Source organism: Azospirillum canadense, assembly GCF_025961225.1.
GTDB classification, from domain to species: Bacteria; Pseudomonadota; Alphaproteobacteria; order Azospirillales; family Azospirillaceae; genus Azospirillum; species Azospirillum canadense.
In genome coordinates this window covers 272,091-298,322 of the sequence record NZ_JAOQNG010000010.1, presented here as the reverse complement: position 1 = coordinate 298,322, position 26,232 = coordinate 272,091, and the positions used below count along the sequence as shown (strand labels likewise).

General features: G+C 68.3%; 27 protein-coding genes. 5 read left to right on the top strand and 22 right to left on the bottom strand.

Features of this window, described 5'->3' with window-relative positions; translation table 11 throughout:
* The first annotated feature begins 4 nt into the window (after window positions 1-4).
* Complete coding sequence (locus M2351_RS37180; RefSeq protein ID WP_264661006.1) at window positions 5-238, top strand: hypothetical protein; 234 nt, start codon at window positions 5-7, stop codon at window positions 236-238.
* A 181-nt stretch (window positions 239-419) separates the two neighbouring features.
* Window positions 420-1,496 carry an IS5 family transposase gene (locus M2351_RS37175; protein WP_264656639.1) on the top strand — a complete coding sequence of 359 codons (1,077 nt, stop codon included), beginning with the start codon at window positions 420-422 and terminating at the stop codon, window positions 1,494-1,496.
* Between the two features lie 170 nt (window positions 1,497-1,666).
* Here the strand turns inward: M2351_RS37175 and M2351_RS37170 are convergent, their stop codons facing one another.
* Genes M2351_RS37170 through msrP form a run of 3 tightly spaced genes read right to left on the bottom strand, consistent with a single transcriptional unit; the run spans window position 1,667 to window position 4,219 of the window.
* Window positions 1,667-2,575 carry a diacylglycerol/lipid kinase family protein gene (locus tag M2351_RS37170; protein WP_264661005.1) on the bottom strand — a complete coding sequence of 303 codons (909 nt, stop codon included), beginning with the start codon at window positions 2,573-2,575 and terminating at the stop codon, window positions 1,667-1,669.
* Between the two features lie 11 nt (window positions 2,576-2,586).
* Window positions 2,587-3,270, bottom strand: coding sequence for a protein-methionine-sulfoxide reductase heme-binding subunit MsrQ (locus M2351_RS37165; protein ID WP_406567488.1), 684 nt, complete (start codon window positions 3,268-3,270; stop codon window positions 2,587-2,589).
* Between the two features lies 1 nt (window position 3,271).
* Window positions 3,272-4,219, bottom strand: a complete 948-nt coding sequence (msrP, locus tag M2351_RS37160) for a protein-methionine-sulfoxide reductase catalytic subunit MsrP (protein ID WP_264661004.1) — start codon at window positions 4,217-4,219, stop codon at window positions 3,272-3,274.
* 213 nt (window positions 4,220-4,432) lie between these two features.
* Between msrP and M2351_RS37155 the strand changes: the two genes are divergently transcribed.
* Together M2351_RS37155 and M2351_RS37150 are read left to right on the top strand one after the other, a co-directional pair.
* Window positions 4,433-5,806 carry an HD-GYP domain-containing protein gene (locus tag M2351_RS37155; protein WP_264661003.1) on the top strand — a complete coding sequence of 458 codons (1,374 nt, stop codon included), beginning with the start codon at window positions 4,433-4,435 and terminating at the stop codon, window positions 5,804-5,806.
* Between the two features lie 225 nt (window positions 5,807-6,031).
* On the top strand, window positions 6,032-6,976 hold the full coding sequence (locus tag M2351_RS37150) for an IS110 family RNA-guided transposase (protein WP_264655227.1): 945 nt from the start codon (window positions 6,032-6,034) through the stop codon (window positions 6,974-6,976).
* A gap of 236 nt (window positions 6,977-7,212) precedes the next feature.
* Here M2351_RS37150 and ahpF read toward each other — a convergent pair whose 3' ends face one another.
* A complete protein-coding gene (gene ahpF / locus M2351_RS37145; protein ID WP_264661002.1) occupies window positions 7,213-8,790 on the bottom strand; it encodes an alkyl hydroperoxide reductase subunit F in 1,578 nt (525 codons plus the stop codon).
* A gap of 140 nt (window positions 8,791-8,930) precedes the next feature.
* On the bottom strand, window positions 8,931-9,494 hold the full coding sequence (gene ahpC / locus M2351_RS37140) for an alkyl hydroperoxide reductase subunit C (RefSeq protein ID WP_264661001.1): 564 nt from the start codon (window positions 9,492-9,494) through the stop codon (window positions 8,931-8,933).
* A 183-nt stretch (window positions 9,495-9,677) separates the two neighbouring features.
* Here ahpC and M2351_RS37135 point away from each other — a divergent pair, with 183 nt between their 5' ends.
* Window positions 9,678-10,631 carry a hydrogen peroxide-inducible genes activator gene (locus M2351_RS37135; protein ID WP_264661000.1) on the top strand — a complete coding sequence of 318 codons (954 nt, stop codon included), beginning with the start codon at window positions 9,678-9,680 and terminating at the stop codon, window positions 10,629-10,631.
* A 36-nt stretch (window positions 10,632-10,667) separates the two neighbouring features.
* Here M2351_RS37135 and M2351_RS37130 read toward each other — a convergent pair whose 3' ends face one another.
* The 17 genes from M2351_RS37130 to nrfD form a co-directional block, all read right to left on the bottom strand.
* Window positions 10,668-10,982 carry a hypothetical protein gene (locus M2351_RS37130; RefSeq protein ID WP_264660999.1) on the bottom strand — a complete coding sequence of 105 codons (315 nt, stop codon included), beginning with the start codon at window positions 10,980-10,982 and terminating at the stop codon, window positions 10,668-10,670.
* Window positions 10,983-11,079: 97 nt separating this feature from the next.
* The gene (gene pstB / locus M2351_RS37125; RefSeq protein ID WP_264662411.1) at window positions 11,080-11,892 is read right to left on the bottom strand and encodes a phosphate ABC transporter ATP-binding protein PstB; all 813 of its coding nucleotides are present in this window, start codon (window positions 11,890-11,892) and stop codon (window positions 11,080-11,082) included.
* Between the two features lie 71 nt (window positions 11,893-11,963).
* Entirely contained in the window at window positions 11,964-12,809 is an 846-nt protein-coding gene (gene pstA / locus M2351_RS37120; protein ID WP_209766500.1) for a phosphate ABC transporter permease PstA, read from the bottom strand.
* 4 nt (window positions 12,810-12,813) lie between these two features.
* Window positions 12,814-13,794, bottom strand: a complete 981-nt coding sequence (gene pstC, locus M2351_RS37115; protein ID WP_264660998.1) for a phosphate ABC transporter permease subunit PstC — start codon at window positions 13,792-13,794, stop codon at window positions 12,814-12,816.
* A 75-nt stretch (window positions 13,795-13,869) separates the two neighbouring features.
* Complete coding sequence (gene pstS / locus M2351_RS37110) at window positions 13,870-14,946, bottom strand: phosphate ABC transporter substrate-binding protein PstS (RefSeq protein ID WP_264660997.1); 1,077 nt, start codon at window positions 14,944-14,946, stop codon at window positions 13,870-13,872.
* Window positions 14,947-15,135: 189 nt separating this feature from the next.
* Entirely contained in the window at window positions 15,136-15,639 is a 504-nt protein-coding gene (locus M2351_RS37105; protein ID WP_319801965.1) for a methyl-accepting chemotaxis protein, read from the bottom strand.
* A 135-nt stretch (window positions 15,640-15,774) separates the two neighbouring features.
* Window positions 15,775-17,751, bottom strand: a complete 1,977-nt coding sequence (locus M2351_RS37100) for a HAMP domain-containing protein (protein ID WP_264660996.1) — start codon at window positions 17,749-17,751, stop codon at window positions 15,775-15,777.
* Window positions 17,752-17,897: 146 nt separating this feature from the next.
* The gene (locus M2351_RS37095) at window positions 17,898-18,239 is read right to left on the bottom strand and encodes a cytochrome C oxidase subunit IV family protein (RefSeq protein ID WP_264660995.1); all 342 of its coding nucleotides are present in this window, start codon (window positions 18,237-18,239) and stop codon (window positions 17,898-17,900) included.
* Entirely contained in the window at window positions 18,236-18,910 is a 675-nt protein-coding gene (locus M2351_RS37090) for a cytochrome c oxidase subunit 3 (RefSeq protein ID WP_264660994.1), read from the bottom strand. Before M2351_RS37090 ends, M2351_RS37095 begins: the two co-directional genes overlap by 4 nt.
* Window positions 18,903-20,549: a cytochrome c oxidase subunit I gene (locus M2351_RS37085; protein ID WP_264660993.1), complete on the bottom strand. Its 1,647-nt coding sequence runs from the start codon at window positions 20,547-20,549 to the stop codon at window positions 18,903-18,905. Before M2351_RS37085 ends, M2351_RS37090 begins: the two co-directional genes overlap by 8 nt.
* Entirely contained in the window at window positions 20,546-21,493 is a 948-nt protein-coding gene (gene coxB / locus M2351_RS37080; protein WP_264660992.1) for a cytochrome c oxidase subunit II, read from the bottom strand. The genes M2351_RS37085 and coxB overlap by 4 nt, the downstream gene beginning before the upstream one ends.
* Before the next feature lie 6 nt (window positions 21,494-21,499).
* On the bottom strand, window positions 21,500-22,294 hold the full coding sequence (locus M2351_RS37075; RefSeq protein WP_264660991.1) for an SCO family protein: 795 nt from the start codon (window positions 22,292-22,294) through the stop codon (window positions 21,500-21,502).
* A complete protein-coding gene (locus M2351_RS37070; RefSeq protein ID WP_264660990.1) occupies window positions 22,291-22,761 on the bottom strand; it encodes a hypothetical protein in 471 nt (156 codons plus the stop codon). Before M2351_RS37070 ends, M2351_RS37075 begins: the two co-directional genes overlap by 4 nt.
* Window positions 22,754-23,833, bottom strand: a complete 1,080-nt coding sequence (locus M2351_RS37065; RefSeq protein WP_264660989.1) for a hypothetical protein — start codon at window positions 23,831-23,833, stop codon at window positions 22,754-22,756. Before M2351_RS37065 ends, M2351_RS37070 begins: the two co-directional genes overlap by 8 nt.
* The gene (locus M2351_RS37060) at window positions 23,830-24,345 is read right to left on the bottom strand and encodes a c-type cytochrome (protein WP_264660988.1); all 516 of its coding nucleotides are present in this window, start codon (window positions 24,343-24,345) and stop codon (window positions 23,830-23,832) included. Before M2351_RS37060 ends, M2351_RS37065 begins: the two co-directional genes overlap by 4 nt.
* Window positions 24,342-24,863 carry a DUF3341 domain-containing protein gene (locus M2351_RS37055; protein ID WP_264660987.1) on the bottom strand — a complete coding sequence of 174 codons (522 nt, stop codon included), beginning with the start codon at window positions 24,861-24,863 and terminating at the stop codon, window positions 24,342-24,344. Before M2351_RS37055 ends, M2351_RS37060 begins: the two co-directional genes overlap by 4 nt.
* A complete protein-coding gene (gene nrfD, locus M2351_RS37050; RefSeq protein WP_264660986.1) occupies window positions 24,860-26,230 on the bottom strand; it encodes an NrfD/PsrC family molybdoenzyme membrane anchor subunit in 1,371 nt (456 codons plus the stop codon). Before nrfD ends, M2351_RS37055 begins: the two co-directional genes overlap by 4 nt.
* Window positions 26,231-26,232 lie beyond the last annotated feature (2 nt).

Sequence of the window (26,232 nt, the reverse complement as noted above, 5' to 3'; positions counted from 1 at the left end):
CATCATGAAGTCTCCGATCTTCTCGAACGATGTTGTCGCCGCTGCTTCCGTGCACCTGAGCATCCTGGACGATTTCATCGCCACCGTGCAGAAGAAGATGGAAGAGACGGTCAATCCTTTCGTCCGCGACAGCCTGGTCGACCTGCTAGCCAACCTGCGGGATCAGCGCGAGGGCTACAGCCTGTTCGCCGCGCCCGCCACCACCTCGGTTGCCGCTTCTTCCATCGCTGCGGTTTGATGCTTGGTAAAGCGGATCGTGATCCGCTTAGGACCGCGACTGCGGTCCCGGCCGCCCATGCGGCCGAAGCTTGGCCGGCGAATGAGGCCATATGACTCTAACAGGACGCGGAAAAAGGCTTTGCCCGGCCGGGCGGTCGTGATTCCCTCCGGTCGTGGAGAAAGCGGCCGGCGAGGGGACGATGCGGGGTTCGGACGAACGCAGCGAGGGTCTGTTCAGCTACGTAAGTTGCGAGGCGCGGGTTCCGGCCACCCACCCGCTGCGAGCGATCCGGGCCATCGTGGATGAAGCGCTGGAGGTGATGTCGCCAGCCTTCGAGGGTCTGTACTCGAAGATCGGACGGCCTTCGATCCCGCCGGAGAAGCTGCTGCGTGCGCTGCTGCTCCAGGCCTTCTACTCGGTGCGTTCGGAACGCCAGTTGATGGAGCAGTTGGACTACAATCTGCTGTTCCGCTGGTTCGTCGGCCTGTCGATGGATGCCCCGGTGTGGGACGTGACGGTCTTCACCAAGAACCGTGAGCGTCTGCTGGCCGGCGATGTGGCGGCCAAGTTCCTGGCCACCGTGCTGGGCCAGCCGAAGGTCAAGGCGTTGTTGTCGGACGAGCACTTCTCGGTGGACGGCACGTTGATCGAAGCGTGGGCCTCGGTGAAGAGCTTCCGGCCCAAGGACGGCAGCGGCGAGCCGCCGGGCCCGGGGCGCAACGGTGAACGCGACTTCCATGGCGAGAAGCGGTCCAACGAAACGCACGCCTCGACCAGCGATCCCGAGGCGCGGCTGTACCGCAAGGGCCACGGGCAGCCGGCGAAACTGGCCTTCATGGGCCACGCGCTGATGGAGAACCGCCACGCCCTGGTGGTCGATGTCCGGCTCACCGCGGCCACCGGCTTGGCCGAACGCGAGGCGGCGGTCTCCATGGTCGAGGCCATTCCCGGGCGCCACCGCATCACGGTGGCCGCCGACAAGGCCTATGACACCAAGGATTTCGTGGCGAACCTGCGCGAGTTGGGCGCCGCCCCGCATGTCGCGCAGAACACCAGCAACCGCCGCTCGGCGATCGACGGCCGGACCACCCGTCACCCCGGCTACGCCGTCAGCCTTCGGATCCGCAAGCGGATCGAAGAGGTGTTCGGTTGGATCAAAGCGGCCGGGCTGCGCAAGACCCGTCACCGAGGCACGGCTCGCGTCGGCTGGATGTTCACCCTGACCGCTGCCGCCTACAACCTGATCCGCCTGCCCAAGCTGCTGGCTGCAGCGTAATCGTGCCCGGAGTCCGCCTGAACGGCGGCTCCGGGAGCCTCGGAGCGAGGAAAAACGCTCCATCCCGACCAAAACGGGCGTTCAAAACGCCATCTTCAAGCCTCAGCAGAGGCGAAGGCGCTGCATCGGCCCGTTTTTCCGCATCCTGCTAAAGCGAATGCAAATTCGCTTTAGGTCCCGGCCGCGAGGACGCGGAGTGCCTTCGGCCGGGTGCGGTAGCGCAGGGGTGGGCGCAGCTTCTCCACCTCCCCGTCCAATGAGACCCACAGATGGTGGGCGTCGGAGCGGATTTCGACGTCCTTCACCGCCATCCGGTCAAAGTCCCGTTCCTGGTCCAGCCGCCCCACGGCGGCCCGGACGCCGAGCCAGAGCAGCCCCCAGGGGCTGCGGTGATCCAGCACGTAGAGGCACAGCTCGCCCCGGTCCAGCGCCGCTCGACCGCCGGGGTTGAACAGGCTGAGGTCGTAGCTGTTGTTGCCGACGAAGACAAAGGGCGTCTTGCAGGGCCGCGTCCAGCCCTCCGCACAGATGGACAGCCGCCGCAGGGGAAAGCGTCGCAGCACCCGCAGGCCGGCGATGGCCAGCGCCGGCCACTTGCCGCGCCCGGCGTCGTCCTGCTGCCGCTCCCGGTCCGCCACCATCTCGGCGTAAAGGCCGATGGAGGAATTGTTCACGAAGACGCGGCCGTTGACCTCCGCCACGTCCACGGCGCGCACCGCCCCTTTGGCGATCACGCCCACCGCCCCTTCCAGGTCCAGCGGCAGCCCCAGATCCTTGGCGAAGTGATTGAGCGTCCCGAGCGGCAGTACGCCCAGCGGAACCCCGCTGCCGGCGAGCACGCCCGCCGCAGCGCTGATCGTGCCGTCGCCGCCGCCCACCACAACCGCATCCAGCCGGCCCATTTCCGCCTCCAGCCGGGCCGTCTCCATGGCCTGCCGCAGCTCGTCACCCGAGGCCATGATGATGGAGGCCTCGACGCCCTTCTGCTGGAAAAGGTCCCTCAGCTGTTCGGCCAGTTCATCAGCGCCCGATCCCTTGACCGTTCCGCCGCCCTTGTTGACGATCACGCGTGCCCGCATCACTCCCCGGCTCAGTCGCCTCCAGAGCGACTGAAGATAGGCTGCCGGCCGGCGCCGACCGCTATCCTCCAGGGGGAGGTCCAGGCCAGCCGCAAGGCGACCAGACCGCCGAACACCGCGAGGTAGACGAAGGGCGGGATCTGCCAGCCCTTCACCAGCATCACGTAATGGAAGCAGCCGGCCAGCCCGGCGGCGAACACCGTCTTGTGCAGCGCGCGCCAGCGCCGCCCGCCCAGCCGCTTTACCATGCCGTTGGTGGAGGTCGCTGCCAGCGCGGTCAGGATCACGAAGGCGCCCATGCCGACGGTGATGTAGGGGCGCTTGACGATGTCCTTCCACACCGCGCCCCAGTCGAAGAATTGGTCGATGCCCACATAAGTCAGCACATGGAGCAGCGCGTAGGCGAAGGCGAACAGCCCGATCATGCGCCGGAAGCGCGCCAGCGCCGGCACGCGGGTCAGTTGCCGCAGCGGCGTCACCGCCAGCGCGATGAGCAGGAAGCGCAGCGCCCACAGGCCGGTCTGCCGCACGCCCTCCGCGATCGGCTCCGCCCCCAGCCCGCCGGTGCCGGCGAGCCAGAAGGTCCAGGCCATGGGCAGCAGGGCCGCCACAAACACCGCTGGCTTCGCCCAGCGCGACATCAGCGCCGTCGAAATGGTCGCCCTAAGTCCGATCGCCCTGAGTCCGGTTGCCATCTCAGAAATACTTCCGCAGGTCCATACCGGAGTAGAGCGACGCGACTTCCTCGCCATAGCCATTGAATGCCAAGGTCTTGCGCCGGAAAAAGTCGCCGACGCGGCGCTCGTTCGCCTGGCTCCAGCGCGGGTGGTCCACGTCCGGGTTCACGTTGGCGTAGAAGCCGTATTCGAAGGGCTGGGAGCGGTTCCAGGCGGTTGGCGGCTGGTCCTTCGTCACCGTGATGCGCACGATGGACTTGATCGACTTGAAGCCGTACTTCCACGGCACAACCAGCCGGATCGGCGCGCCGCTCTGGTTCGGCAACACGTCGCCGTACATGCCCACGGCCAGGATGGCGAGCGGGTGCATGGCCTCGTCCAGCCGCAGCCCCTCGGTGTAAGGCCAGTTCAGCACGCCCAGCCGCTGGCCCGGCATCTGTGCCGGGTCGTGCAGGGTCCGAAAGGCGACGTACTTGGCCGACCCGGTCGGCTCCACCCGCTTCAGCAGTTCCGCCAGCGGGAAGCCGACCCAGGGGATGACCATCGACCAGGCCTCCACGCAGCGCAGGCGGTAGATGCGCTCTTCCAGCGGGAACTTCAGCAGGTCCTCGATGCCGAAGGTCATTGGCTTGCCCACCTCGCCGTCGACGACGACCTCCCACGGGCGGGTCTTCAGCGTGCCGGCGTATTCGGACGGATCGGTCTTGCCGGTGCCGAATTCATAGAAGTTGTTGTAGGTCGTCGCCGACTTCTGCGGCGTAACCGCGTCCAACTTGGCGTCCGGCGGCTGGATCGTCGTCTTCGCATCAAGGGCGGCGAAGGCCGGGCCGGACAGCAGCGGGGCCATGCCGCCGACCGCCAGGGCAGCAGCGCCCCCCGCAATAACCGAACGGCGGGACAGGAACAGCGCGCGGGGCGTGACCTCGTCCTCGCGGGCTTCCGACGCGGCGCGGACCTTCAACAACATGCGACCAACTCCCCCCAATCCATCATGGGCAAATGTCCACGATGGACACGCTACTCCGGTGGCGCTTCAACGGCGAATCACGTCGTGAACACGATCCCGTGATGCGCCCGCGATTGTTTGCGCCGTCCATAGATTTTGGACTTATTCCAATCTTTCTCAAAAGGCTATCTTGGTGGCGAGCTTCTGAAGTCAACACGAGCCCGCAGGAATATCGTGGTTAATGCGTCGATCAGCGCGCAGGACACAAGAACGGCCCCGCCCGAAGCGGTTCCACTGTCGGAGATCCTGGGCGCGCTCAGCCATGCGATCGACCTGACCGAGGGGCAGCCGCCGGGGCACTGCGTGCGCTGCTGCTGGATCGGCGTGCACATCGGGCGCGCGCTCGGCCTCGACGACGCGGCGATGGACGACCTCTACTACGCGATCCTGCTGAAGGATCTCGGCTGCAGCAGCAACGCCGCGCGCATCTGCCAGCTCTATCTCAGCGACGACATCGGGTTCAAACGCGACTTCAAGACCGTCGGCAGCGGCCTGCCGCAGGTGCTGGGCTTCGTTCTGTCGCACACCGGCCTTCAGTCCAGCCTGGCGGAGCGCTTTCGCGCGGTGCTGAACATCGTCCGCAACGGCGGGGAGATCGCGCAGGAGCTGATCGAGACGCGCTGCCAGCGCGGCGCCGACATCGCCCGCCGCCTGCGCTTCTCGGAGGCGGTGGCCCAGGCGATCCAGGCGCTGGACGAGCATTGGGACGGGAACGGGCAGCCGGCGGGCCTGACGGGCGAGGCGATTCCCCTCTTCGCTCGCATCGCGCTCCTGTCGCAGGTCGTGGACGTCTTCCACACCGGCGGCGGACCGGAGGCCGCGTTGAAGGAAGTGCGCGGGCGGTCCGGCACTTGGTTTGATCCCCAGGTCGTCGCCGCGCTGGAGCGGGTCGCGGCCGATCCGGCCTTCTGGGCCACCCTGGCCTCCGACGAGGTCGAGCAGGCGATCTTTCGGCTGGAGCCGGCGCGCCGCGACACGGTCCCCGACGAATCCTACCTGGACGACATCGCGGAGGCCTTCGCAGACATCGTCGACGCAAAGAGCCCCTACACCCGCGGCCACAGCGACCGCGTCGCCTTCTACACCGAGCAAATCGCTTTGGAGTTGGGCCTCGACGGTGCGCGGACGCGGCGTTTGAAGCGGGCGGCGCTGCTGCACGATGTCGGAAAGCTCGGCGTCAGCAACCAGATCCTCGACAAGCCGGGCAAGCTCGACGAGGAGGAATGGGTCGCCATGCGCAGCCACGCGGCGCTCAGCGAAACCATCCTGTCGCGCATCGGCGCCTTCGAGGACCTCGCCCGCATCGGCGGCGCCCATCATGAAAGGCTGGACGGCCGCGGCTACCCGCGCGGCCTGACGGGGGAGAGCATCGAACTCGGCACCCGCATCGTGACCGTCGCCGACGTCTTCGACGCCCTGACCGCCGCCCGCCCCTACCGCGGCCCCATGCCGGCGGAAAAAGCGCTGGAGATCATGGAGAAGGAGGAGGGGCGAGCGTTCGACCCGGAGTGCATGGACGCGCTGCGGCGGGTGCTGGCGCGGGGGTAGCAGGCGGATGGAAGGTGCTGGCGTTGGGCCCCCCTCCCAACCTTGTATGTTGGAACAGCATTAGAGTGAAACCCGGCTGGCGCGCGGCCGCGCGCCAGCCGGGTTGACCGACCCCGTTACCAACCCGTCTTCAAAGCCGTGGGGGAGCTTGGGGCGGTCAACCTTCCTTGGAGACCGAACGGTTGCTTGGGGCGTGACCCCGCAGCACAAGGAAGGAGCGCAAGGATGACACACCTGATCCCGTCTGTCGGCCTCGATTGTGGCCGGGATTGGCTCGATGCCGCCCTGTTCCCCGGCCCGGCCCGCCTGCGCGTCGCCAACACCTCGGAGGGGCGGAGCGCGCTGGCGTCCTGGATCCGCGAGCGCGGTCTCGCCCGCGTCGGGGTCGAGGCCAGCGGCGGCTACGAGCGCCCGGTCCGCGACGACCTGGGCGCGGCCGGCTTGGCCGTTCACGTCCTCGATGCGGCCCGCGTGCGCCACTTTGCCAAGGCCAAGGGCCGGCGTGCCAAGTCGGACGCCATCGATGCTCCGCTGATCGCCGAGTTCACCGCCACCCTGATCGACGGCCCGCCCACGGCGCCCGACCACGGACGGGAGGCGTTGGCCGGCTTGCTGCGTCTGCGCCGGCGGTTGGTCGATCAGAGTGCCGATCTGCGCAAAGCGGCGGTCGGCCTGCCGAGGGAGGCCGAGGCCACCGTCGGCGGCGCGCTCGCGGCGTTGGACCAGGCGGTGGCCGCCGTGGAAGCGCTCATCACCCGGCGGGTGGCGGCCGACAGGGCGCTCGGAGAGCGCGTCGCCGCGCTTCAGAGCGCCCCGGGCATTGGGCCGGTGACGGCGACGACCCTGGCGGTTCGGCTGCCCGAATTGGGGGCACTGAGCGGCGCCAAAATCGCCGCGCTGGTGGGGGTGGCGCCCTATGCCGCCGACAGCGGCGAGCACCATGGCGAGCGCCACATCGCCGGCGGGCGCACCGATGTGCGCCGGGCGCTGTATATGGCGACGCTGACCAGCGCCGTCCGTGGCCGCGGCGTCCTGGCGCGGTTCTATGCTCGACTGATCGCCTGCGGCAAGAAGCCCAAGGTGGCGTTGGTCGCCTGCATGCGCAAACTGCTCGTCCGCCTCAACGCCATGCTCGCCCACCACCAAACTTGGCACGAGCAGACCGCCTAGAGGCCGACGGTCGGCGCTCGCCGCCGACCACATGCCCAGCCCAGCGAACCGGGGGCGCGGACCGGTCAAGGCCGCAGCCGCCCGCAGGGCGGGCGCGCGCCAGCGCGAGCCTTGACAGGGAGCACCCCCGGTTCACTCACCACCTCCCAGAAAACACGGTTGCTCCCCCCGTCGAAGATGGGGAGAGGTTGGGAGGGGGGCCCAACGCGACCACTTTCCACCCACCCCCCAATACCTCACGCCGCCGCGGCGGCCTCGACCGGCACGGACCGGATCAGGAAGTCGAAGGCCGACAGGGCCGCCTTCGATCCCTCGCCCATCGCGATGACGATCTGCTTGTACGGCACCGTGGTCGCGTCGCCGGCGGCGAAGACGCCGGGGATGGAGGTCTGGCCGCGGGCGTCGACCTCGATCTCGCCGCGCGGGGTCAGGGCGATGGTCCCCTTCAGCCACTCGGTGTTGGGGACGAGGCCGATCTGGACGAAGATGCCTTCCAGCTCGACCGTGTGCAGGGCGCCGCCGTTGCGGTCCTTGTAGACCAGGGCGGTCACCTTGTTGCCGTCGCCCAGCACCTCGGTGGTCTGGCCCGACGTGACGATCGTCACGTTGGGCAGGCTGCGCAGCTTGCGCTGGAGCACCTCGTCGGCGCGCAGCTGGCTGTCGAACTCGACCAGCGTCACATGCGCGACGATGCCCGCCAGGTCGATGGCTGCCTCGACGCCGGAGTTGCCGCCGCCGATCACCGCCACGCGCTTGCCCTTGAACAGCGGGCCGTCGCAGTGCGGGCAGTAGGCCACGCCCTTGTTGCGGTACTCGTCCTCGCCCGGCACGTTCATCTGGCGCCAGCGGGCGCCGGTGGACAGGATCACCGTCTTCGCCTTCAGCGAGGCGCCGTTGGCCAGCCGCACCTCGGTCAGCCCGCCGGGCTGCGAGGCCGGGATCAGGGCTTCGGCGCGCTGCAGGTTCATGATGTCCACGTCATAGTCCTTGACGTGCTGCTCCAGCGCGGCGGCGAGCTTCGGCCCCTCGGTGTGCGAAACGGAGATGAAGTTCTCGATGCCCATGGTGTCCAGCACCTGGCCGCCGAAGCGCTCCGCCGCGATGCCGGTGCGGATGCCCTTGCGGGCGGCGTAGATCGCCGCGGAGGCGCCGGCCGGGCCGCCGCCGATCACCAGCACGTCGAAGGCGTCCTTGGCCTTGATCTTCTCCGCGTCGCGCGCCGAGGCGCCGGTGTCGATCTTGGCGAGGATCTGCTCCAGCCCCATACGGCCCTGGCCGAACGGCTCGCCGCTCAGGAAGATGGAGGGCACGGCCATGATCTTGCGCTGCTCGACCTCGCCCTGGAACAGCGCGCCATCGATGGCGACATGCTTGATCCGCGGGTTGAGCACGCTCATCAGGTTCAGCGCCTGCACCACGTCCGGGCAGTTCTGGCAGGTGAGCGAGAAATAGGTTTCAAAGACGTACTCGCCCTCAAGCGATTTCACCTGCTCGATGACGTCGGCCGATTCCTTGGACGGATGGCCGCCGACCTGCAGCAGCGCGAGGATGAGCGAATTGAACTCGTGCCCCATGGGCAGGCCCGCGAAGCGCACGCCGATGTCGGTGCCGGCGCGGTTGATCGCGAAGGACGGCTTGCGGGCGTCGTCGCCGCGCCGCAGGGTGATCTTGTCCGACAGGGCCTCGATCTCCTGGAGGAGTTCGAGCATGTCCTTGGACTTGGCGCCGTCGTCCAGGGATGCCACCAGTTCGACGGGCTGCGTGATGCGTTCGAAATAGGCCTTGAGCTGGCCCTTGACGTTGTTGTCCAACACGGCGATGGCTCCCGAAACGGTGTTGCGCGGTCAAGTGGGGTCCGCCCCCGGACCCGGCGGACGCCGGGCCCGGAGGGTATCCAACAGCGTTATGGCAACAAGGTTGATGCCAACAGCGTGGATGCGGACCGATCGCGGACTTAGATCTTGCCGACCAAGTCCAGCGACGGGGCGAGCGTCTTCTCACCCTCTTCCCACTTGGCCGGGCAGACCTCGCCCGGGTGGGAGGCGACGTACTGGGCGGCCTTGACCTTGCGGAGCAGCTCGCGGGCGTCGCGGCCGATGCCGCCAGCCGTGATCTCGACGATCTGGATCTTGCCGTCCGGGTCGACGACGAAGGTGCCGCGGTCGGCCAGGCCCTTCTCCTCGATCATGACTTCGAAGTTGCGGGAGATCGTGCCGGTCGGATCACCGACCATCGTGTAGCCGATCTTGCCGATGGCCGGCGAAGTGTCGTGCCAAGCCTTGTGCGAGAAGTGCGTGTCGGTCGAGACGCTGTAGATCTCGACGCCCAGCTTCTGGAACTCGGCGTAGTTGTCGGCCAGGTCCTCAAGCTCGGTCGGGCAGACGAAGGTGAAATCGGCCGGGTAGAAGAACACCACCGACCACTTGCCCTTCAGGTCGGCGTCGGAAACGTCGATGAACTTGCCGCCCTTGAAAGCAGTGGCCTTGAACGGCTTAATTTCGGAGTTGATCAAAGACATGTGTTCTCCATCAGTCATATTGATTGGAGCAACCATCAGCCCGGCGTCCTGAATGCGGCCCGCCGTGCGTCGGCTCCCCCCTCGTTGGTCGTTTGACGCTGCGGAAATTAGGGTCTCTCGGCCAACGAGGGAAACGAAAAATACTGATCGCAGTGATCGGAAAAATCGATTATATTGCGATGCATGAAGCCGCTCCCCACCCTGCGCCAGCTGCACTACCTCGTCGCCGTCGTCGACCGCTGCCATTTCGGCAAGGCGGCGGAGGCCTGCCTCGTCAGCCAGTCCACCCTCAGCGCCGGCATCCAGGAGTTGGAAAGCGTGCTCGGCGCGCCGCTGCTGGAGCGCACGAAGCGCTCCGTCCTGCCCACCCCACTGGGGCGGGAGATCGCGGAGCGCGCCCGCACATTGCTGAAGGGGGCAGAGGATCTGGTGGACGTCGCGCGGTCGGTGGACAACGCCATGGCCGGGCCGCTGCATCTGGGCGTGATCCCGACCATCGGGCCGTTCCTGATTCCGCGCGTCATGCCGGCGCTGCGCGACGCCTTCCCGAAGCTGAAGCTCTATCTGCGGGAAGACCAGACCGCTCGGCTGCTCGACCGGCTCGAGTCGGGGGAGCTGGACGCCGCCATCCTGGCCCTGCCCTACCCGTCCGGCGACGTCGAGTCGATCGACATCGCGGAGGACCGATTCTCGGTCGTCTGCCCGCCGGGCCACAAGCTGTCCCGCATGCCGTCGGCACGGCCGTCGGACGTCGCGCCGGAGGATTTGCTGCTGCTGGAGGACGGGCACTGCCTGCGCGACCACGCGCTGGCCGCCTGCGCACTGGAAGGCACGCGGCAAAGCGCCGCGTTCCAGGGAACGAGCCTGCACACGCTGGTCCAGATGGTCGCGAATGGGCTGGGGATCACGCTGCTGCCGCAGATGGCGCTCGACTCAGGCATCCTGCGCGGGCTCGACCTGACGGTGCGGCCGCTCGACGCCGACCGCCCGTTCCGCCGGATCGGCCTCGTCTGGCGCCGGACGTCCGGGCGCAAAGAGACCTTCCGGCAACTCGCCGCCGCGCTGAAGGACACAATTGCCCAGGAAGGTGGCGCCCAGGAAAGCAACACGACCGTTGGGGCCGAAGCGGCGGCGTAAGCCCGCCGATCCGGCCCCGGTGTCGTCAAAAGCGATTCACCGCGCGCCGTTGAGGATCGGAACGTGGTCCATGCCGGTGGCGGTCGGCCCGTCCTGCTCCATGGCCGGGTTGGTCATGGCGCCGAAATCGGGGATCACGTCGCGGAGCGGCGAAACGGACGCGGTCTGCGGCACGGGGTGCGTCGCACCCCCGGACATGGTGGGCCCAGACATGGTTGGCATGGACACGAGCATCATGACCGCCACCATGGCAGCCAAAGCGGCGATCATCGCCCAGCCCATCCGGCCGACTCGCGGCCGGATAGAGGGGCGGGCATAGGGCATGCGAAGCGTTTGGGGACGATGGTGCATGGCGGGCTCTCCTCACCGTGACGGGGTGAGGAGACGCTAGGCCCCAAGGCCCTCCACCGCTGTGAGCCGCGCCACAAACGGCGCGGCTCACCGCCGATCAGCCGAAGCGGCCGGTGATGTACTCCGACGTCTTTTCCTTGGCCGGGTTGGTGAAGATGCTCTCGGTGTCACCGAACTCGATCAGCTCGCCCAGATACATGAAGGCGGTGAAGTTGGAGACGCGGGCCGCCTGCTGCATGTTGTGCGTCACGATGGCGATGCAGTAGTCGGAGCGCAGCTCGTCCACCAACTCCTCGCACTTGGCGGTGGAGATGGGGTCGAGCGCCGATGTCGGCTCGTCGAGCAGCAGGACCGACGGCTTCACCGCGATGGCGCGGGCGATGCACAGGCGCTGCTGCTGGCCGCCCGACAGGCTCATGCCGTTCTGCCGCAGCTTGTCCTTCACCTCGTCCCACAGGGCGGCGCGGCGCAGGCTGTACTCGATGCGGTCGTTCATCTCCGACTTCGACAGCTTCTCGTACAGGCGCACGCCGAACGCGATGTTGTCGTAGATCGACATCGGGAAGGGCGTCGGCTTCTGGAACACCATGCCGACGCGCGCGCGCAGCAGGTTCAAATCCTGCTTGGGCGACAGGATGTTGTTGCCGTCCAGCAGCACCTCGCCCGTCGCCTTCTGCTTCGGGTACAGGTCGTACATGCGGTTCAGGATGCGCAGCAGCGTGGACTTGCCGCAGCCCGACGGGCCGATGAAGGCGGTGACCTGGCGGTCGTACAGCGGCAGCGAGATGTCCTTCAGCGCCCGGTAGCCGTCGTAATAGAAGTCCAGGTTGCGGACGCTGATCTTCTCCGCCAAGCCGGCACGGCTGCGGTTGCCCACGCGCCCTTCGGGAAGGCCCGCGGTCGGCGACATGGCAATGGCAGGATTGATGGCGGCGTTGCGGCCAGGGGTCCCGGTCGGTTCGAAGTTGGTCGTGGTCATGATCACTTTCTCGTCGTGCCGAGGCCGGCGAGCACCCGCGCGCCGATGTTGAGAAGAAGGATGGTCACCGTGATCAGCAGGGCGCCGCCCCAGGCCAGCTGGCGCCAGTCCTCGTACGGCGACATCGCGTACTGGAAGATGACCACCGGCAGGTTGGCCATCGGCGCGTTCATGTCCGCGCTCCAGAACTGGTTGTTCAGCGCGGTGAACAGCAGCGGCGCCGTCTCGCCGCTGATGCGGGCGATGGCCAGCAGGACGCCGGTGATGATGCCGTTGCGCGCCGCGCGGTAGGCGACCAGCGTGATCACCTTCCACTGCGGGGCGCCCAGCGCCGCCGCCGCCTCGCGCAGGCTGTTCGGCACCAGCTTCAGCATGTCCTCGGTCGTGCGGACGACGACCGGGATGACGATCACCGCCAGCGCCAAGGCACCAGCCCAGGCCGAGAAATGGCCCATGCGGACGACGACCACCTCATAGATGAACAGGCCGACCATAATGGACGGCGCGCTCAGCAGGATGTCGTTGATGAAGCGCACGACCTCGGCCAGCTTCGCCCCGCGGCCGAACTCCGCCAGATAGGTGCCCGCCATGATGCCGACGGGCGTGCCGACCAGGGTCGCCACGGTGGTCATCACCACGCTGCCGAAGATCGCGTTCAGCAGGCCGCCCTCACCGCCCGGCGGCGGGGTGTTCTCGGTGAACAGGGCAAGGTTGATGGACGACAGCCCGTTGAACAGCAGCGTCCACAGGATGGCGACGAGCCAGAACAGGCCGAAGCCGGCCGCACCCAGGGCCAGCGACAGGGCGACGCGGTTGACCGCCTTGCGGCGCAGGTAGATGGCGTTCATGGGCTCAGGCTCCCGCCTTGCGCTGCAGGCGGATCAGCATGAACTTGGCCGCCGACAGAACCACGAAGGTGATGAAGAAGAGGATCAGGCCCATCGCGATCAGCGCCGAGGTGTAGACGTCGCCCACCGCCTCGGTGAACTCGTTGGCGATGGAGGCGGAAATCGTCGTGCCCGGCGCCAGGATGGAGGAGCTGATGCGGTGCGCGTTGCCGATCACGAAGGTGACGGCCATGGTCTCGCCCAGCGCGCGGCCGAGGCCAAGCATGACGCCGCCGACCACGCCCGTGCGGGTGTAGGGCAGCACTACGTTCCACACCACCTCCCACGTCGTGGCGCCCAGGCCGTAGGCGCTCTCGCGCACCATCGGCGGCACCGTCTCGAACACGTCGCGGGTGATGGAGGTGATGAAAGGCAGGACCATGATGCCCAGGATCAGCCCGGCGGTCAGGACGCCGATGCCATAAGGCGGGCCCATGAAAATGTTCTCAAGGACCGGCAGCTGGCCCACCGTATCGATCAGGAAGGGCTGCACCGTCGACTGCATGAAGGGGGCGAAGACGAACAGGCCCCAAATGCCATAAATAATGCTGGGAATGCCGGCCAGAAGCTCGATGGCGATGCCGAGCGGGCGCTTCAGCCAGGTCGGGCACATCTCGGTGATGAACAGGGCGATGCCGAAGCTGACGGGAATGCCCACCAGCATGGCGATGGCCGCGGTGACCAGCGTGCCGTAGATCGGGGCCAGCGCGCCGAACTGGTCGGTCACCGGGTTCCAGACCTCGGTCGTGACGAAGCCGACGCCGAAGGCGCGGATGGCCGGCATGGCGCCGTCGATCAGCGCGACGGCGACGCCGCCAAGAATGAGCAACACCAGCACAGCGAAGAAAAGGGTGGCCGTGCGGAACGCTACGTCCTGCAGGCGCTGGCGTCGGGCGCGGCGCAGGACGGTCACGTCTTCGGACAGGTCCAAGGCAATCTCGGTCATAGCGGCTCCACAACAGGCAAGCGGGGAGGACGGCGAACCGCCGCCCTCCCCCATGTCCTCACACCGTCCGCGCGCTTACTTGGCCGCGGCGGTCCAGACCGCCTTGCCGTCGGCCTTGATCTGCTCGGCCCAGGTCTTCTGGACCATCGCCACGACGTTGTCCGGCATCGGGACGTAGTCGAGCGCGGTGGCCGCCTGGGCGCCGCTCTTGTAGGCCCAGCTGAAGAACTTCAGGGCGGCCTCGGTGGCGGCGGCGTCCTGCGGCTGCTTGTGCAGCAGGATGAAGCTGGCGCCGGTGATCGGCCAGCTGGCCGCACCCGGCTCGTTCGTCAGGATGACGTAGTAGCCCTTGGCGTTGGCCCAGTCGGCGTTGGCGGCCGCGGCCTGGAACGCCTCGATCTTCGGCTCGACGACCTTGCCGTCCTTGTTCTGCAGGGCGATGAAGGGGATGTTGTTCTGCTTGGCGTAGGCGTACTCGACGTAGCCGACGGCGCCCTCGGTCTGCTTGACCATGTTGGCGACGCCCTCGTTGCCCTTGGCGCCGATGCCGGCCGGCCACTGGACGGAGGTGTTGGCGCCGATCTGCGTCAGGAACTTCGGGCTGGTCTTCGACAGGTAATCGGTGAACAGGAAGTTCGTGCCCGACCCGTCGGAGCGGTAGACCGGGGCGATGGCGGTGTTCGGCAGGTTGACGCCGGGGTTCAGCGCCTTGATCTGCTCATCGTTCCACTTCTTGACCTCGCCCATGTAGATGTTGGCCAGCACCGTGCCGCTCAGCTTGATGGCGCCGGCGGTGACGCCCTTCAGGTTCACGACCGGGACGACGCCGCCCATGATCATCGGGAACTGCACGAGGCCGGCCTCGTCCAGCTCCTCCGGCTTCAGCGGCATGTCGGACGCGCCGAAGGTGACGGTCTTGGCCTTGATCTGCTTGATGCCGCCGCCCGAGCCAATGGACTGGTAGTTCAGCCCGACGCCCGTCTCCTTCTTGTAGGCGTCCGCCCACTTCGCGTAGATCGGGTACGGGAAGGTGGCGCCGGCGCCGGAGATGTCGGCGGCCTGCGCCGTGGCGACGGCGGCGGTGGACGCGGTGATCACGGCCAGAACGCCGAAGGCGGCCGAGCGCAGATACGCCGAGGTCTTGATGTTCACGACAAAGCTCCCGATTGATTTGGACGTTTGGTGAGATCGGCTGGTGGTGAGATCGGCTGACGCCATGACCGGTCCGCCCGTCCGTTTCGCCGTCCATTTCGAACGCGTGCGACGATAGCGAACGGCCGTGACTCGTCTGTTGCGGTTCCGTGTCAGTTTTATGAATACAGTTGGCTCTCCGGCGCCCGGTCAGCGCGCCGCGCGGATCTCCTGCAGGAAGAGGTGCACGGACGAACCGAGCGTGGTCGCCTCGCGCGACAGGCTTTCGGCGACCTCCAGCACGTCGCCGGCCTGCGCCCGCACGACGGCCGCCGATTCCGACAGGCCGGCAACGTGCTCCGACGCCGCCTGGGTGCCGGCGGCCACCTTGTGCGACACCTCGACGATGCCGGACGTGATCGCCGCCTGCTCTTCGATGGCCGCGGCGATGGCGGACGCGTTGCCTTCGATGCGCTGGACGCTGTCCGCCATCCCCTCCACCTCGTCGGCGGTCTGGCGGCTGGCGTCCTGGGTGGCGGCGATCTGGCGGGCGATGTCGGCCGTGGCGCTGGCCGTCTGGGAGGCGAGGTGCTTCACCTCGCCCGCCACGACCGCAAAGCCCTTGCCGGCCTCCCCCGCGCGCGCCGCCTCGATGGTGGCGTTCAGCGCCAGCAGGTTGGTCTGGCCGGCGATGCTCTCGATCAGGTCGACCACGGCGCCGATGGCGCCGGCGGCCTGCGACAGGTCGCTGACCGTGCCCTTGACCCGCTCCGCCCCCGCGGCGGTGTCGCCGATGATGCGGGCGGATTCGCCGGTGCGCTTGCTGATCTCGGCGATGGAGTTTGAAATCTAGGCCGCGGCGACGGCCACCTGCTGGATGCCGGCGGACATCTCGGCCGACACCTCCATGGCGGCGGTGGCGCGGTCGCTGGCGTTGGTGGCGATGGACGTGAGCGAGCGGGCGCGGTCGGCCATGGCCCGGGCGGCGCCGGCCAGGGTTTCGACGCTGGCCAGCACGTTGCTCTCGAACTGGTCGGCGATTTCCAGCATGCCGGCGCGGCGCTGCTGCGCGGCGCTGCGTCGCTCCTCTTCCACGCGGCGGTGGGCGTCGTCCATGGCGCGGGCGTTGGCGATGAAGACGTCCAGCGCCTCCGCCATGTCGGTGATCTCGTCCCCACCAAATTTTGGGCCCGACTTCGGCACATCGACCGTCAGGTCGCCGCGGGCGACCCGGCGCATGGCGGCGGCCAGGCTTTCCAGCCGGCCGACGATGCGGCGCCCGACGTAGAGCCAGACGATCAGCGCCGACAGCAGCACGCCGACGGTGGCGAGCAGCATCTGGATGTCGTTGGTCCGCTCCAACGCCGCTTGTGTGTCCTGAGCCCCGCGGGCGGTGGCCTGCTCCGCGCGCCGGACCAGCCCGTCGACGGTCGCCGACAGGGCACTGGCGGCGGCTTGGTTGCGTTCATTCAGGCGCGCGTTCTCGGCGTAGGCCTCCAGTTCCCCCTGGCGCAGCGCCAGGATCCCCTCCGGCCCGAAGCCAAGCGCCAGGAGCCGGTCGGCCAGCGGGCGGACGGCCGCCCCCTCCTCCTCCGACAGGGCGCCGACGCCGTCGCGGATCGTCGCGGCGATGGTGTCCAGGGCGCGGCGGGCCTCATTCAGACGCCGCGGGCTGTCGGCGTCGCCGGCCTCCGCCAGCTTGCCGGCCAGCAGGTTCGCCTTGGCGAGCAGGCCGCTCAGTGTGATGTAGCTCTGCTGCGCGGCGGGGACGACGGTGGTCGACAGCTCCTGCACGCGCTGCTCGATGGCCCCGCTGGTGTCGGCGATGCGCGTGCGCGAGTTCAGCATCAGCGGCAGCATCCGCGTGTTGGCGGTGCCGTCCAGCTGGACGATGTCGTCCACGCTCCGCGCCAGCCCCTCGGCGAGGCTGCGGGCCTCCGCCGCCGAGACGCCGGGGTCGAGTTGGCGGACGCGCCGGGTGTAGACGCTGCGGTCGCCGTCACCGTAGGCGGTCAGCGCGCGGATCGCCTGCACCACGGGGGCGGCGTCCTCGTTCGACGCGAGCGGCCGCAGCGCGCCCTGCACGTCCGACACCGCGGAGTCGAAGTCGGTGGACAGCGACATGACCTTGGACCGGTCGGTTTCGTAAGCGCCGATCAGCAGCGACTTGGTCAAGGCCGCCGCAGCGCCGCGCAGCTGGAACAACGGCAGGACCGTCTGGCCCAACTCCTCCCCAATGATGGAGGTCTGCTGTGCCGCGACGTCCACCATGGAACCGATGGACTGTTCCAGGTTCTGCTTGGAGCGCTGCATCCGCGGCTCCAGCGCGGCGAGCAGGCGCGCGTGGGCGTCGCTCAGATCCACCAGCCGGGTGGCGCGTCGTTCGCGCAGCTCGAGCCGGCGGCCGGTGGCGACGGCCAACGCGTCGATGTTCGCCAACAGCGACTGCGCGGTCGCTCCCATACCGGCGAAACCCTCGCCGTTGGCGTCAATGGCAGTGAGCGTCGCCGTTTGCCGCTTCAGCGCGGCGCGCTGCGCGTCCACCTCCGCTCGCAGGCGGGCCAAGCCGTCGGGCGAGGCCGCGGCGTCGATCAGGGGGCCGAGCGCCATCACCCGCGCGGTCGTGGTCGCCAGCCCGTGGGCGGCGCCCAGCAAGGGCACCTGCACCCCGGTGATGTCCGCCACATGGTCCTTCACCGCGCCATAGGACAGCCAGCCGATGATGGCGGCGGCGCAAGGCAGGGCGCCGACCGCGCCGAAGGCCACCAGCATCTTCGCCTTGATGCCGAAGCGCCGGGACGGGTCCGGGGCAGCGCTGTTGTCCATCGCCATGTCGTCAGCCAATACAGTGGAGGTGCGCTCCGCCGCAGCGCGACGGATTGCATGGCTGAAGCTTCTAAAGTCGATGCAGAACGGTACGATGATGGATTTGTGAAGTTTTCAAGAACCTACGTGCACGTCCAATTGCGCGGTCAGCGGCTTTCCTCGCGCCCCGTGGGCAGGGAAAAGTTGCCGGTGGCGGTGTCGTTGCGGGTGAGATAATCCGTCGCAGCCAGCGAGAACAGGATGCCCAGCCAGAACAGGCCGGCACCCGCGGCGACGCGGGCCAGCACCGGCCCGCGGAACAGCTTCATGAAGAGCGTCACCACCAGTCCGGCCTTGACCGCGGCGATGGTCAAGGCCACGACGATGCTGAACCGCCCCAACGGCGCGTAGGCCAGCCCGAGCGTGAGCGCGACCAGCCCAAGCAGGGCGAGCCACGTCAGCAGCAGCGACCGCGGCGGCCGGCCCAATCCAGCGTCCACACTCCTCATGGCCCGCTCCTTCCCGCCAGATAGATAAGCGGGTAGAGGAAAATCCACACGAGGTCCACGAAGTGCCAGTAGAGCCCCGTTACCTCGACCGGGGTGTAATAGCGCGCGGAGAAGCCGCCCCTCCAGGCCCGCACCGCCATCAGCGCGACGAGGCCGATCCCGATGGTGACGTGCAGGCCGTGCACGCCCGTCAGCATGAAGTAGAGGTAGTAGAACATCGCCGCGACATGGGCGTTGGGGCCGTCCTTGTGGAAGTTCAGGCCGGGGACGACGCCTTCCTCCCACTCCTTGTAGTACTCCAGCCCCTTCAGCCCGAGGAACAGCAGGCCGAGCAGCGCCGTGGCAGCGAGCAGCAGGGCGGTGGCGCGCCGCCGGTCGCGCTCCGCCGCATGAACCGCCCAGGCCATTGTGAAGCTGCTGGTCAGCAGGACGACCGTGTTGATGGTGCCGATGATGACGTGCGTCTCGCGCGCCGCCTCGGCGAAGCCCTCGGGAAAGGTGGCGCGGAGGTAGGTGTAGCCGAACAGCATGCCGCCGAAGAACAGCACCTCCGTCGCCAGGAAGACCCACATGCCGAAGGCCGCCGTCTCCGCCTGTTGCCGGGCGGTGGCGTATTGCGGCTCCAGGTGGAGGCGGCCCAAATCTTGGGGGGCCAGCGGAGTCTCAGACATCCTGCGGCTCCGGGTCGGGTCGGTACTGGTAGGGCGGACGGGTGACCGTCGGCGTGACGTCGAAGTTGTGCGGCGGCGGCGGGGACGGCGTGCGCCACTCCAGCCCGGTCGCGGCCCAGGGGTTCGGCCCGGCCTTCTGCCCCCGCCACAGCGACCAGCCGAGGTAGAACAGCGGCAGCGCGTAGCCGACGGCCAGGATCGAGGCGCCAGCCGACGACAGCACGTTCCAGATCTGGAACTCCGGCGGGTAGCTGGCGTAGCGGCGCTGCATGCCGAGATAGCCCAGGATGAACTGCGGGAAGAAGGTCAGGTTGAAGCCGAAGAAGATGAGGATGGCGGCGATGCGCGCCCACCATTCCGGGTACAGGCGCCCGGTGATCTTCGGCCACCAGTAATGCAGCCCGCCGAAGTACGCGCTGACCATGCCGCCGACCATGATGTAGTGGAAATGCGCCACCACGAAGTAGGTGTCGGTGGCGTGCACGTCGAAGGCGAGGTTGGCGACGAACAGCCCGGTCAGCCCGCCGATGGTGAACAGCCCGATGAAGCCCAGCGCGTAGAGCATCGGCGCGTCGAAGCTGATCCAGCCCTTATGCAGCGTGGCCGTCCAGTTGAACACCTTGATGGCCGACGGCACGGCGATGATGTAGCTGAGCAGCGAGAAGACCAGCCCGGCGTAGAGCGAGATGCCCGCCACGAACATGTGGTGCGCCCAGACGAAGAAGCCGATGCCGGCGATGGCGATGCTGGACCACACCACGAACTTGTAGCCGAACAGCGGCTTGCGGGCGAAGCAGGGCACGATCTCGCTGATCACGCCGAAGCCCGGCAGGATCATGATGTAGACCGCGGGGTGGCTGTAGAACCAGAACAGGTGCTGGAACAGCAGCGGGTCGCCGCCGAGTGCGGGGTCAAAGATGCCGACCTTCAGCAGCCGCTCCACCGCCACCAGCGCCAGCGTGATCGCCAGGATCGGCGTCGCCAGCACCAGGATCAGCGCGGTGGCGTAGTTCGACCAGCAGAAGACCGGCAGCCGGTACCAGGTCAGCCCCGGCGCGCGCAGCCGGTGGATGCTGACGATGAAGTTCAGCCCCGTCAGGATGGAGGAAAATCCCGACACGAACACCGCCGCCAGCGCCAGCACGACGTAGCCGTTGGAATACATGGTCGAAAACGGCGTGTAGAAGGTCCAGCCCGTGTCCACCCCGCCGGCCCCAATGGCGATCAGCCCCAACACGCCGGCGATCACGAACAGGTACCAGCTCAGCAGGTTCAGGCGCGGGAAGGCCAGGTCCTTCGCCCCGATCATCAGCGGGATCAGGAAGTTGCCGAGCGTCGTCGGGATCGACGGGATCAGGAAGAACCACACCATCACGATGCCGTGCATGGTGAACAGCCGGTTGTAGGTGTCCGGCTGGAACAGGCCCGGCGGAGTCACGAGGTTGAAGCGGATCAGCGTCGCCGCCGCCCCGCCCACAAAGAAGAACAGCGTGATGGAGATGGTGTAGAGGATGGCGATCCGCTTATGGTCCTTGGTCAGCAGCCAAGAGCGCAGGGTGAAGCCTTCGGCCGTGAGATAGCTGGCCTGGGAACCGGGGGCGGGTTCTTCCGACTGCCCCGTGAAGGTCGCGGTGGTCATCGGGCAGGCCTTTCCTTGGTACCCAGCGATTTTATGTAGGCGACGATTTTCAGCAGGTCGTCCTCCCCGATCTGGCCGGCGAAGGAGGGCATGATCGGCGGATAGCCCGCCGCCACCTGCGCCTTCGGCATCAGGATGGAATCGCGAATGTAGCGGTCGTCGGCGACCACCGTTTCGCCGCTCGCCAGCGGCACCGGGCGGCCGAACAGCCCGTCCAGCGGCGGCGCATGCACGGTGCTGGCCGCACCATGGCAGCCGCTGCAGCCGTACTGGCGGAACAGCGCCGCCCCCTCCTGCGCCAGCGTCTCCATGGCGCCTTGCTGGTCGAGCCAGCGCTGGAAGTCGCCGGGCTCCATCACCGTGATTGTGCCGCCCATGCGCGCGTGGTCGGTGCCGCAGAACTCCGCGCAGAACAGGTGGTAGTCGCCGACCGCCGTCGGCGTGAACCACAGCGTCTCGTACCGGCCGGGCACCGCGTCCTGGCGGATGCGGAAGGCAGGGATGGCGAAGTCGTGGATCACGTCCTCCGACGACAGGACCAGTCGCACCGGCCGCCCGACCGGGACGTGCAGGGCGTCGATCTCCTTCTGGCCGCCGGGATGTTCCACCTTCCACATCCACTGCTTGCCGACGACGTAGATGTCCGTGGCGTCGGCGGGCGGGCGGTGCAGGTCGATGTAGAGGTTGGCGCCCCAGGCGTAGAGCCCCATGAACAGCACGAATGTCGCGGCCGTCCAGGCGACCTCCACCCGCCACGTCTTCGTCATCCGGTCGCCGCGATCCGCCCCGCTGCCCTTCCGGTAGCGGACGCAGAAGACGATCATCAGCCCGAAGACCAGCAACAGGATGAAGACGCTGGTCGCGACCAGCCCGGCGAAGAGCCAGTTCATCTCCCCGGCGTGGGCCGAGGCGGTGGCGGGCAGGAACGGGACTTTCCCTTCCATGGCCGGTCATACCCTCCCCGACGGGTGCGCCGCGCGCGCGATCACGAGGCCGAGCCCCGCCATCGACAGGGCGCCGATGCCCTTCATCAGGTAGGCGACAGTCAGGTTGTATTTCCCCGCCGCCGGGTCGTAGGCGTAGCAGAGCAGCAGCAGATGGTCGGCGACCGACGCCACGGTCCCCGTTGACGCCTCCACGATCCCCAGCCGCAGGTCCATCGGGTGGTAGCCGATGCCGAGGATGTAGCGCGACACCACGCCGCCCGGCGCCAGCAGCACCAGCCCCGCGGGATGCGCGAACTGCCCGATGGCTGGGTCGGGCCGGTAGGCGAAGCCCACCGCGTCGGCGAGGCGGCGGACCTGCGCCTCCTCGCCGGTCAGGAACCGCACGGCCCCGGTAAAGGCCGGGTCGCGGTCGAAGTGCTTGGCCTTTAGCGCCGCCCCGTCGGCGGGCATCTCCGCCGGGTCGATGCTGACCGCGAGCACGCCGTAATCCCGCCCCGGCTCCAGAGGCACTTTCGCCAGCGCCGCCGCCAGATCGCCCAGCACCACCCCGCACAGCGTCGTGCAGCGGAAATAGTCGAACACCAGGACCAGCGGCTTGTCCGCGGCGAACAGGTCGCCCGTCCGCACCGCCCGCCCCTGCTCGTCAGTCAGCGTCACATCCCCCGGCAATTGCGCGCCGGGATGCTGCGCGAAGGCCAGATCGGCGAAGGCGGACGCCGGCAGCGTCGATGGGGCCGCCTGCGCCACCCCCGCCAGAAGCGTTGCAAAAGCAGCGAACATCACGAGGAGCGTGGTCATGGCTTCGCCCCCGGCCAATCGCGGATGCCGCGCTCGGCCAGCCGCTTCATCGCCTCGTCGATCGGTTCGCGGGCGATCTCCCGGTCGCGGTCCACCCAGCCGTAGCTGTGCAGCTTGCTCTCCGCGTCGGCGCGGTAGGCCCGCATATCCATGACGGGAGAGGTCTGGAGCCGTGGTTCCGGCATCGGCGCGGCGAGTTGCTTGGGCTGATCCTGTACCGCGTGCGGGAAGATGAGCCGCAGCGCCACGACGACCACGATGATCAGCGACGCTGCGATCCCGGCGAGAAACCCGATCAGCCACAAGGGCGCGTCGCGCGTCTCCACCCGCGTGTCGGCGTTGCGGGGTTCCTCATCCCTAGGTCGCAGCCGGCGGCGCTTCATCCGGTTCGACAGGCCGAACAGCAGCGCCCCCACCACGCGGGCGCCCGGACCGCCGAGGCGGCCGACGCGGGCCAGATCATCCATGGCGCGCCTCCCCCACCAGCCCGGCGGCGTGCGGTGCCTCCGCGGCCGGTTGCCGCCGAACGGCTTTCAGCCGTCCCAGGAACAGGGCAGCCCAAAGCCCGCCGATGCCCAGCGTCGCCACCGGCGCGAACCACGTCCAGCCGCCCGGCGTGCCCGGCAGCACCAGCCACCAACATTCCAACAGATGCGACGCCAGCAGCAGGCCACAGACGGCGCCGAGCCCGATGCGGCTGCGCTTCACCGGCCACCAGATCAGCGCGAAGAAGGGAAGCGCGCCCTGCCCCAGCGCCCCCAGCACGGCCACCCAGCCCCAGCCGCCGGCCAGCCGCGCCACGTACCAGGAGATCTCCTTCGGCAGGTCCTCCTCCCAAATGATCAGGAACTGCATGAAGGACAGGTAGAACCACAGCAGAATCCCGGCGATCAGCAGGCTGCCGAGGTCCATCCGCTCCCCTTCCCCCACCGCCGGCCCGGCGACGACCGCGGCCAGGGTTGCCAGCGCCAGCGCGGCCAGCAGATGCCCGCTGATGACCATCATCCCGTAAATGCTGGATCCCCACTCCGGCTCCAGCGACATGGTCCAGTCGAAAGCGGCCAGCGTCGCCGTCAGCGCCAGCAGGATCAGCCCGACCACCGCGACCGGCGCCGGCACCGCCGCCGCCCGCCACGCCGCCACCAGCGACAGAAGGGTCCACAGGACGACGAACACCAGCGCCCGCGCGACGAAGAAGGGGCCGTTCAGGTAAAACAGGTTCTTGAGAGGCGCCGCCTCCTCCGGCCGCGCCCAAGGATAGAGCAGCGGCAGGGCGAACAGGATCGGCAGCAGGCACAGCGCCAGCAGCAGCATGGTCGCGGCGGCGGCCCGCAGCGGCTCCCGCGCCGGCCGGCCCCAGCGCCCACCGGTCAGGTCGTGGGCCAGCAACAGCATCAGCGCGCCGAGCGGCAGCCCGACCCAGAAGGCGAAGGCCGCCAGCCAGCCGCGCAGCACCGCGCCGGGGTCGAACGCCAGTCCGACCGCGCACAGGACAAGGCCGGCAACGCCCACCAGAAGCGATGCCGTCCGCCCCCTCATTTCAGCCCCCGCCGGACCGCGTCCGGAAGGCTGGCCGCGGCGACCCGCTGGCTGTCCTGAAGCGCGCGGATGTAGGCGGCGATGGCCCAGCGGTCGTCCGAGGCCACGCGGTCGGCGTAGCTGTACATCACACCGTAGCCCTGGGTGACGACGTCGTAAAAATGCTGCGTCGGCGCCTGCCTCAGCCGGTCGATGTGGAAGGACGGCGGTGCCGGGAATCCGCGCTGCACGATCATCCCGTCTCCCTCACCCAGATAGCCGTGGCAGGGCGTGCAGTAGATCGCGAAACGCTCCTGTCCGCGCGCCAGCAGGGCGGGTGTCAGCGGCGGCGCCGGGCGGGCCACGTCCTCCCGCGCGATGGCGTCCGCGGGCGGCACCGGCGGCCAGACCTTGCGGTCGGGCAGCGCATTGGCCGGCCGCCATGTCTTGTCGCGCGGCTGGCTCGCCATGTTGTCGCAAGCCGTGAGCGACAGGAGCGCCAGGGCCGCCAGCACCAGGATCCTCGCGGTCATTCCGGCACCTCCTCGATCCGGACGCCGTCGAAGCGGGCGAGGGCTCGGTCCAGCCGCTCCCGGTCGATGCTGGCCTCGCGCAGTTCCACCCCGATCAGGAAGCGGTCCTGCGACGCCCGCTCCATGCCCGGCACCGCGAACACCGGGTCGTAAAGGCGCGGCAGACGGCACAGCGCGAAGAAGGCCAACACCCCGACCAGCAGCATCGCCAGCGCCGCCAGTTCGAACGTGGAGGTGCTGAAGGCCGGCCAGCTGTTCAGCGGCCGTCCGCCGATGTTCAGCGGGTAATGCACCGCCATGCCGACATATTGCAGCAGGAAGCCGCCCACCGCCCCCGCCACGCCGGCCGCCACGATGATCAGCGGCAGCGCGCGGCTGCGCCGGCCCAGCAGCTCGTCCACCCCCTCCACGGCTTGCGGGCTGTAGACCTCCAGCCGCGAGAACCCGGCCTCGCGCAGCCGGCGCAACGCGTCGAGCATCCGGTCGGGGCTGTCGAAGACGGCGAGGACGCGGCTCATCCCGACCTCCCCTTCTTCTGCAAAAGCTCCCGCATCTCGAACATCGAGACCATGGGGATGAAGCGCAGCAGCAGGAAGAATCCTGTCAGGAAAAGCCCGGCCGAGCCGGCCAGCGTCGCCCAGTCCCAGACGGTCGGATGGAAGGGAAACCAGCTCGATTCGCTGTAATTGCGGTGCAGGCTGGAGGCGACGATGACGTAGCGTTCGATCCACATGCCGACCACCACCCCGGCCGCGATCACGAACAGCAGCGGCCGGTTCAGCCGCACGGCGCGAAACCACAGCAGCTGCGGCACCACGCTGTTCAGCGCGATCTTGGCCCAGTACCAGGGGGCGTAGACGCCCGTGAAATTCGCCAGCACCACCGTGATCTCGTGCCGCTCCCCGCGATAGAAGGGCATGAAGACCTCCAGCAGATAGCAGTAGGTCAGCAGCAAGCTGGCGGTCAGCAGCAGCCGCGCCAGCACGTCGACGTGCCGCAGCGTGATCACGCCGGAAAGCGCCAGCGCGCGGCGCAGCGGAATGACCAGCATCAGCACGACCGCGAAGCCCGACAGGGCGGCGCCGAAGACGAAATAGGGCGGGAATTGAGTCGCGTGCCAGCCCGGCGTCAGGCCGCCGGCGAAGTCCAGCCCGACCACGCTGTGGATGGACACGACCAGCGGTGCCATCAGCGCCGCCAGCACGAGGTACAGCGTCTTGAACTCCCGCCAGTGCTGGGACGATCCCTGCCAGCCCAGCGCCAGGATGCCGTACAGCACGCGCTGCCAGCGCCGCGTCGCCCGATCGCGCAGGGTCGCCAAGTCGGGGATCAGCCCGACGTACCAGAAGACCACCGACCCGATCACATAGGCCAGGATGGCGACGAAGTCCCAATGCAGCGGGCTGCGGAACTGCGGCCACAGCGCCATGGTGTTGGGGTACGGGAACAGCCAGTAGAAATACCACCAGCGCCCCAGATGGATGATCGGCATGATCCCGGCGCAGGCAACGCAGAAGACCGTCATGGACTCTGCGATGCGACTGGTGGCGCTGCGCCATTCCGACCGGGTCAGGAAGAACAGGGCGGAGATCAGCGTCCCACCGCTCGCCATGCCGACCCACCAGACGTAGTTGGCGATGGCGAAACCCCAGGCGACCGGCCAGTCGATGCCCCAGATGCCCACACCCCGGATGAACAGCCAGACGATCGCCACGACGAACAGCCCCAGCAAGCCCGCCGACAGCCCGAAGCCGACCCACCACCAGAGCGGAGTCGGCGCCTCCAACACGATGTCGCTGACGTGGGCGGTCACGCCCATCGGCGTCACGCCCGGCTCCACGACCCGCCGGGTGTCCTCCTGCATCCGTTCGGCGGCGATCGTCACGG

What these genes read in the sequence shown, in the direction of transcription:
- M2351_RS37180 (WP_264661006.1), top strand. Translation starts at nt 5, where the DNA reads ATGAAGTCTCCGATCTTCTCGAACGATGTTGTCGCCGCTGCTTCCGTG.
- M2351_RS37175 (WP_264656639.1), top strand. Translation starts at nt 420, where the DNA reads ATGCGGGGTTCGGACGAACGCAGCGAGGGTCTGTTCAGCTACGTAAGT.
- M2351_RS37170 (WP_264661005.1), bottom strand. Translation starts at nt 2,575, where the DNA reads ATGCGGGCACGCGTGATCGTCAACAAGGGCGGCGGAACGGTCAAGGGA.
- M2351_RS37165 (WP_406567488.1), bottom strand. Translation starts at nt 3,270, where the DNA reads ATGGCAACCGGACTCAGGGCGATCGGACTTAGGGCGACCATTTCGACG.
- msrP (WP_264661004.1), bottom strand. Translation starts at nt 4,219, where the DNA reads ATGTTGTTGAAGGTCCGCGCCGCGTCGGAAGCCCGCGAGGACGAGGTC.
- M2351_RS37150 (WP_264655227.1), top strand. Translation starts at nt 6,032, where the DNA reads ATGACACACCTGATCCCGTCTGTCGGCCTCGATTGTGGCCGGGATTGG.
- ahpC (WP_264661001.1), bottom strand. Translation starts at nt 9,494, where the DNA reads ATGTCTTTGATCAACTCCGAAATTAAGCCGTTCAAGGCCACTGCTTTC.
- M2351_RS37135 (WP_264661000.1), top strand. Translation starts at nt 9,678, where the DNA reads ATGAAGCCGCTCCCCACCCTGCGCCAGCTGCACTACCTCGTCGCCGTC.
- M2351_RS37130 (WP_264660999.1), bottom strand. Translation starts at nt 10,982, where the DNA reads ATGCACCATCGTCCCCAAACGCTTCGCATGCCCTATGCCCGCCCCTCT.
- pstB (WP_264662411.1), bottom strand. Translation starts at nt 11,892, where the DNA reads ATGTCGCCGACCGCGGGCCTTCCCGAAGGGCGCGTGGGCAACCGCAGC.
- pstA (WP_209766500.1), bottom strand. Translation starts at nt 12,809, where the DNA reads ATGAACGCCATCTACCTGCGCCGCAAGGCGGTCAACCGCGTCGCCCTG.
- pstC (WP_264660998.1), bottom strand. Translation starts at nt 13,794, where the DNA reads ATGACCGAGATTGCCTTGGACCTGTCCGAAGACGTGACCGTCCTGCGC.
- M2351_RS37100 (WP_264660996.1), bottom strand. Translation starts at nt 17,751, where the DNA reads ATGGACAACAGCGCTGCCCCGGACCCGTCCCGGCGCTTCGGCATCAAG.
- M2351_RS37095 (WP_264660995.1), bottom strand. Translation starts at nt 18,239, where the DNA reads ATGAGGAGTGTGGACGCTGGATTGGGCCGGCCGCCGCGGTCGCTGCTG.
- M2351_RS37090 (WP_264660994.1), bottom strand. Translation starts at nt 18,910, where the DNA reads ATGTCTGAGACTCCGCTGGCCCCCCAAGATTTGGGCCGCCTCCACCTG.
- M2351_RS37085 (WP_264660993.1), bottom strand. Translation starts at nt 20,549, where the DNA reads ATGACCACCGCGACCTTCACGGGGCAGTCGGAAGAACCCGCCCCCGGT.
- coxB (WP_264660992.1), bottom strand. Translation starts at nt 21,493, where the DNA reads ATGGAAGGGAAAGTCCCGTTCCTGCCCGCCACCGCCTCGGCCCACGCC.
- M2351_RS37075 (WP_264660991.1), bottom strand. Translation starts at nt 22,294, where the DNA reads ATGACCACGCTCCTCGTGATGTTCGCTGCTTTTGCAACGCTTCTGGCG.
- M2351_RS37070 (WP_264660990.1), bottom strand. Translation starts at nt 22,761, where the DNA reads ATGGATGATCTGGCCCGCGTCGGCCGCCTCGGCGGTCCGGGCGCCCGC.
- M2351_RS37065 (WP_264660989.1), bottom strand. Translation starts at nt 23,833, where the DNA reads ATGAGGGGGCGGACGGCATCGCTTCTGGTGGGCGTTGCCGGCCTTGTC.
- M2351_RS37060 (WP_264660988.1), bottom strand. Translation starts at nt 24,345, where the DNA reads ATGACCGCGAGGATCCTGGTGCTGGCGGCCCTGGCGCTCCTGTCGCTC.
- M2351_RS37055 (WP_264660987.1), bottom strand. Translation starts at nt 24,863, where the DNA reads ATGAGCCGCGTCCTCGCCGTCTTCGACAGCCCCGACCGGATGCTCGAC.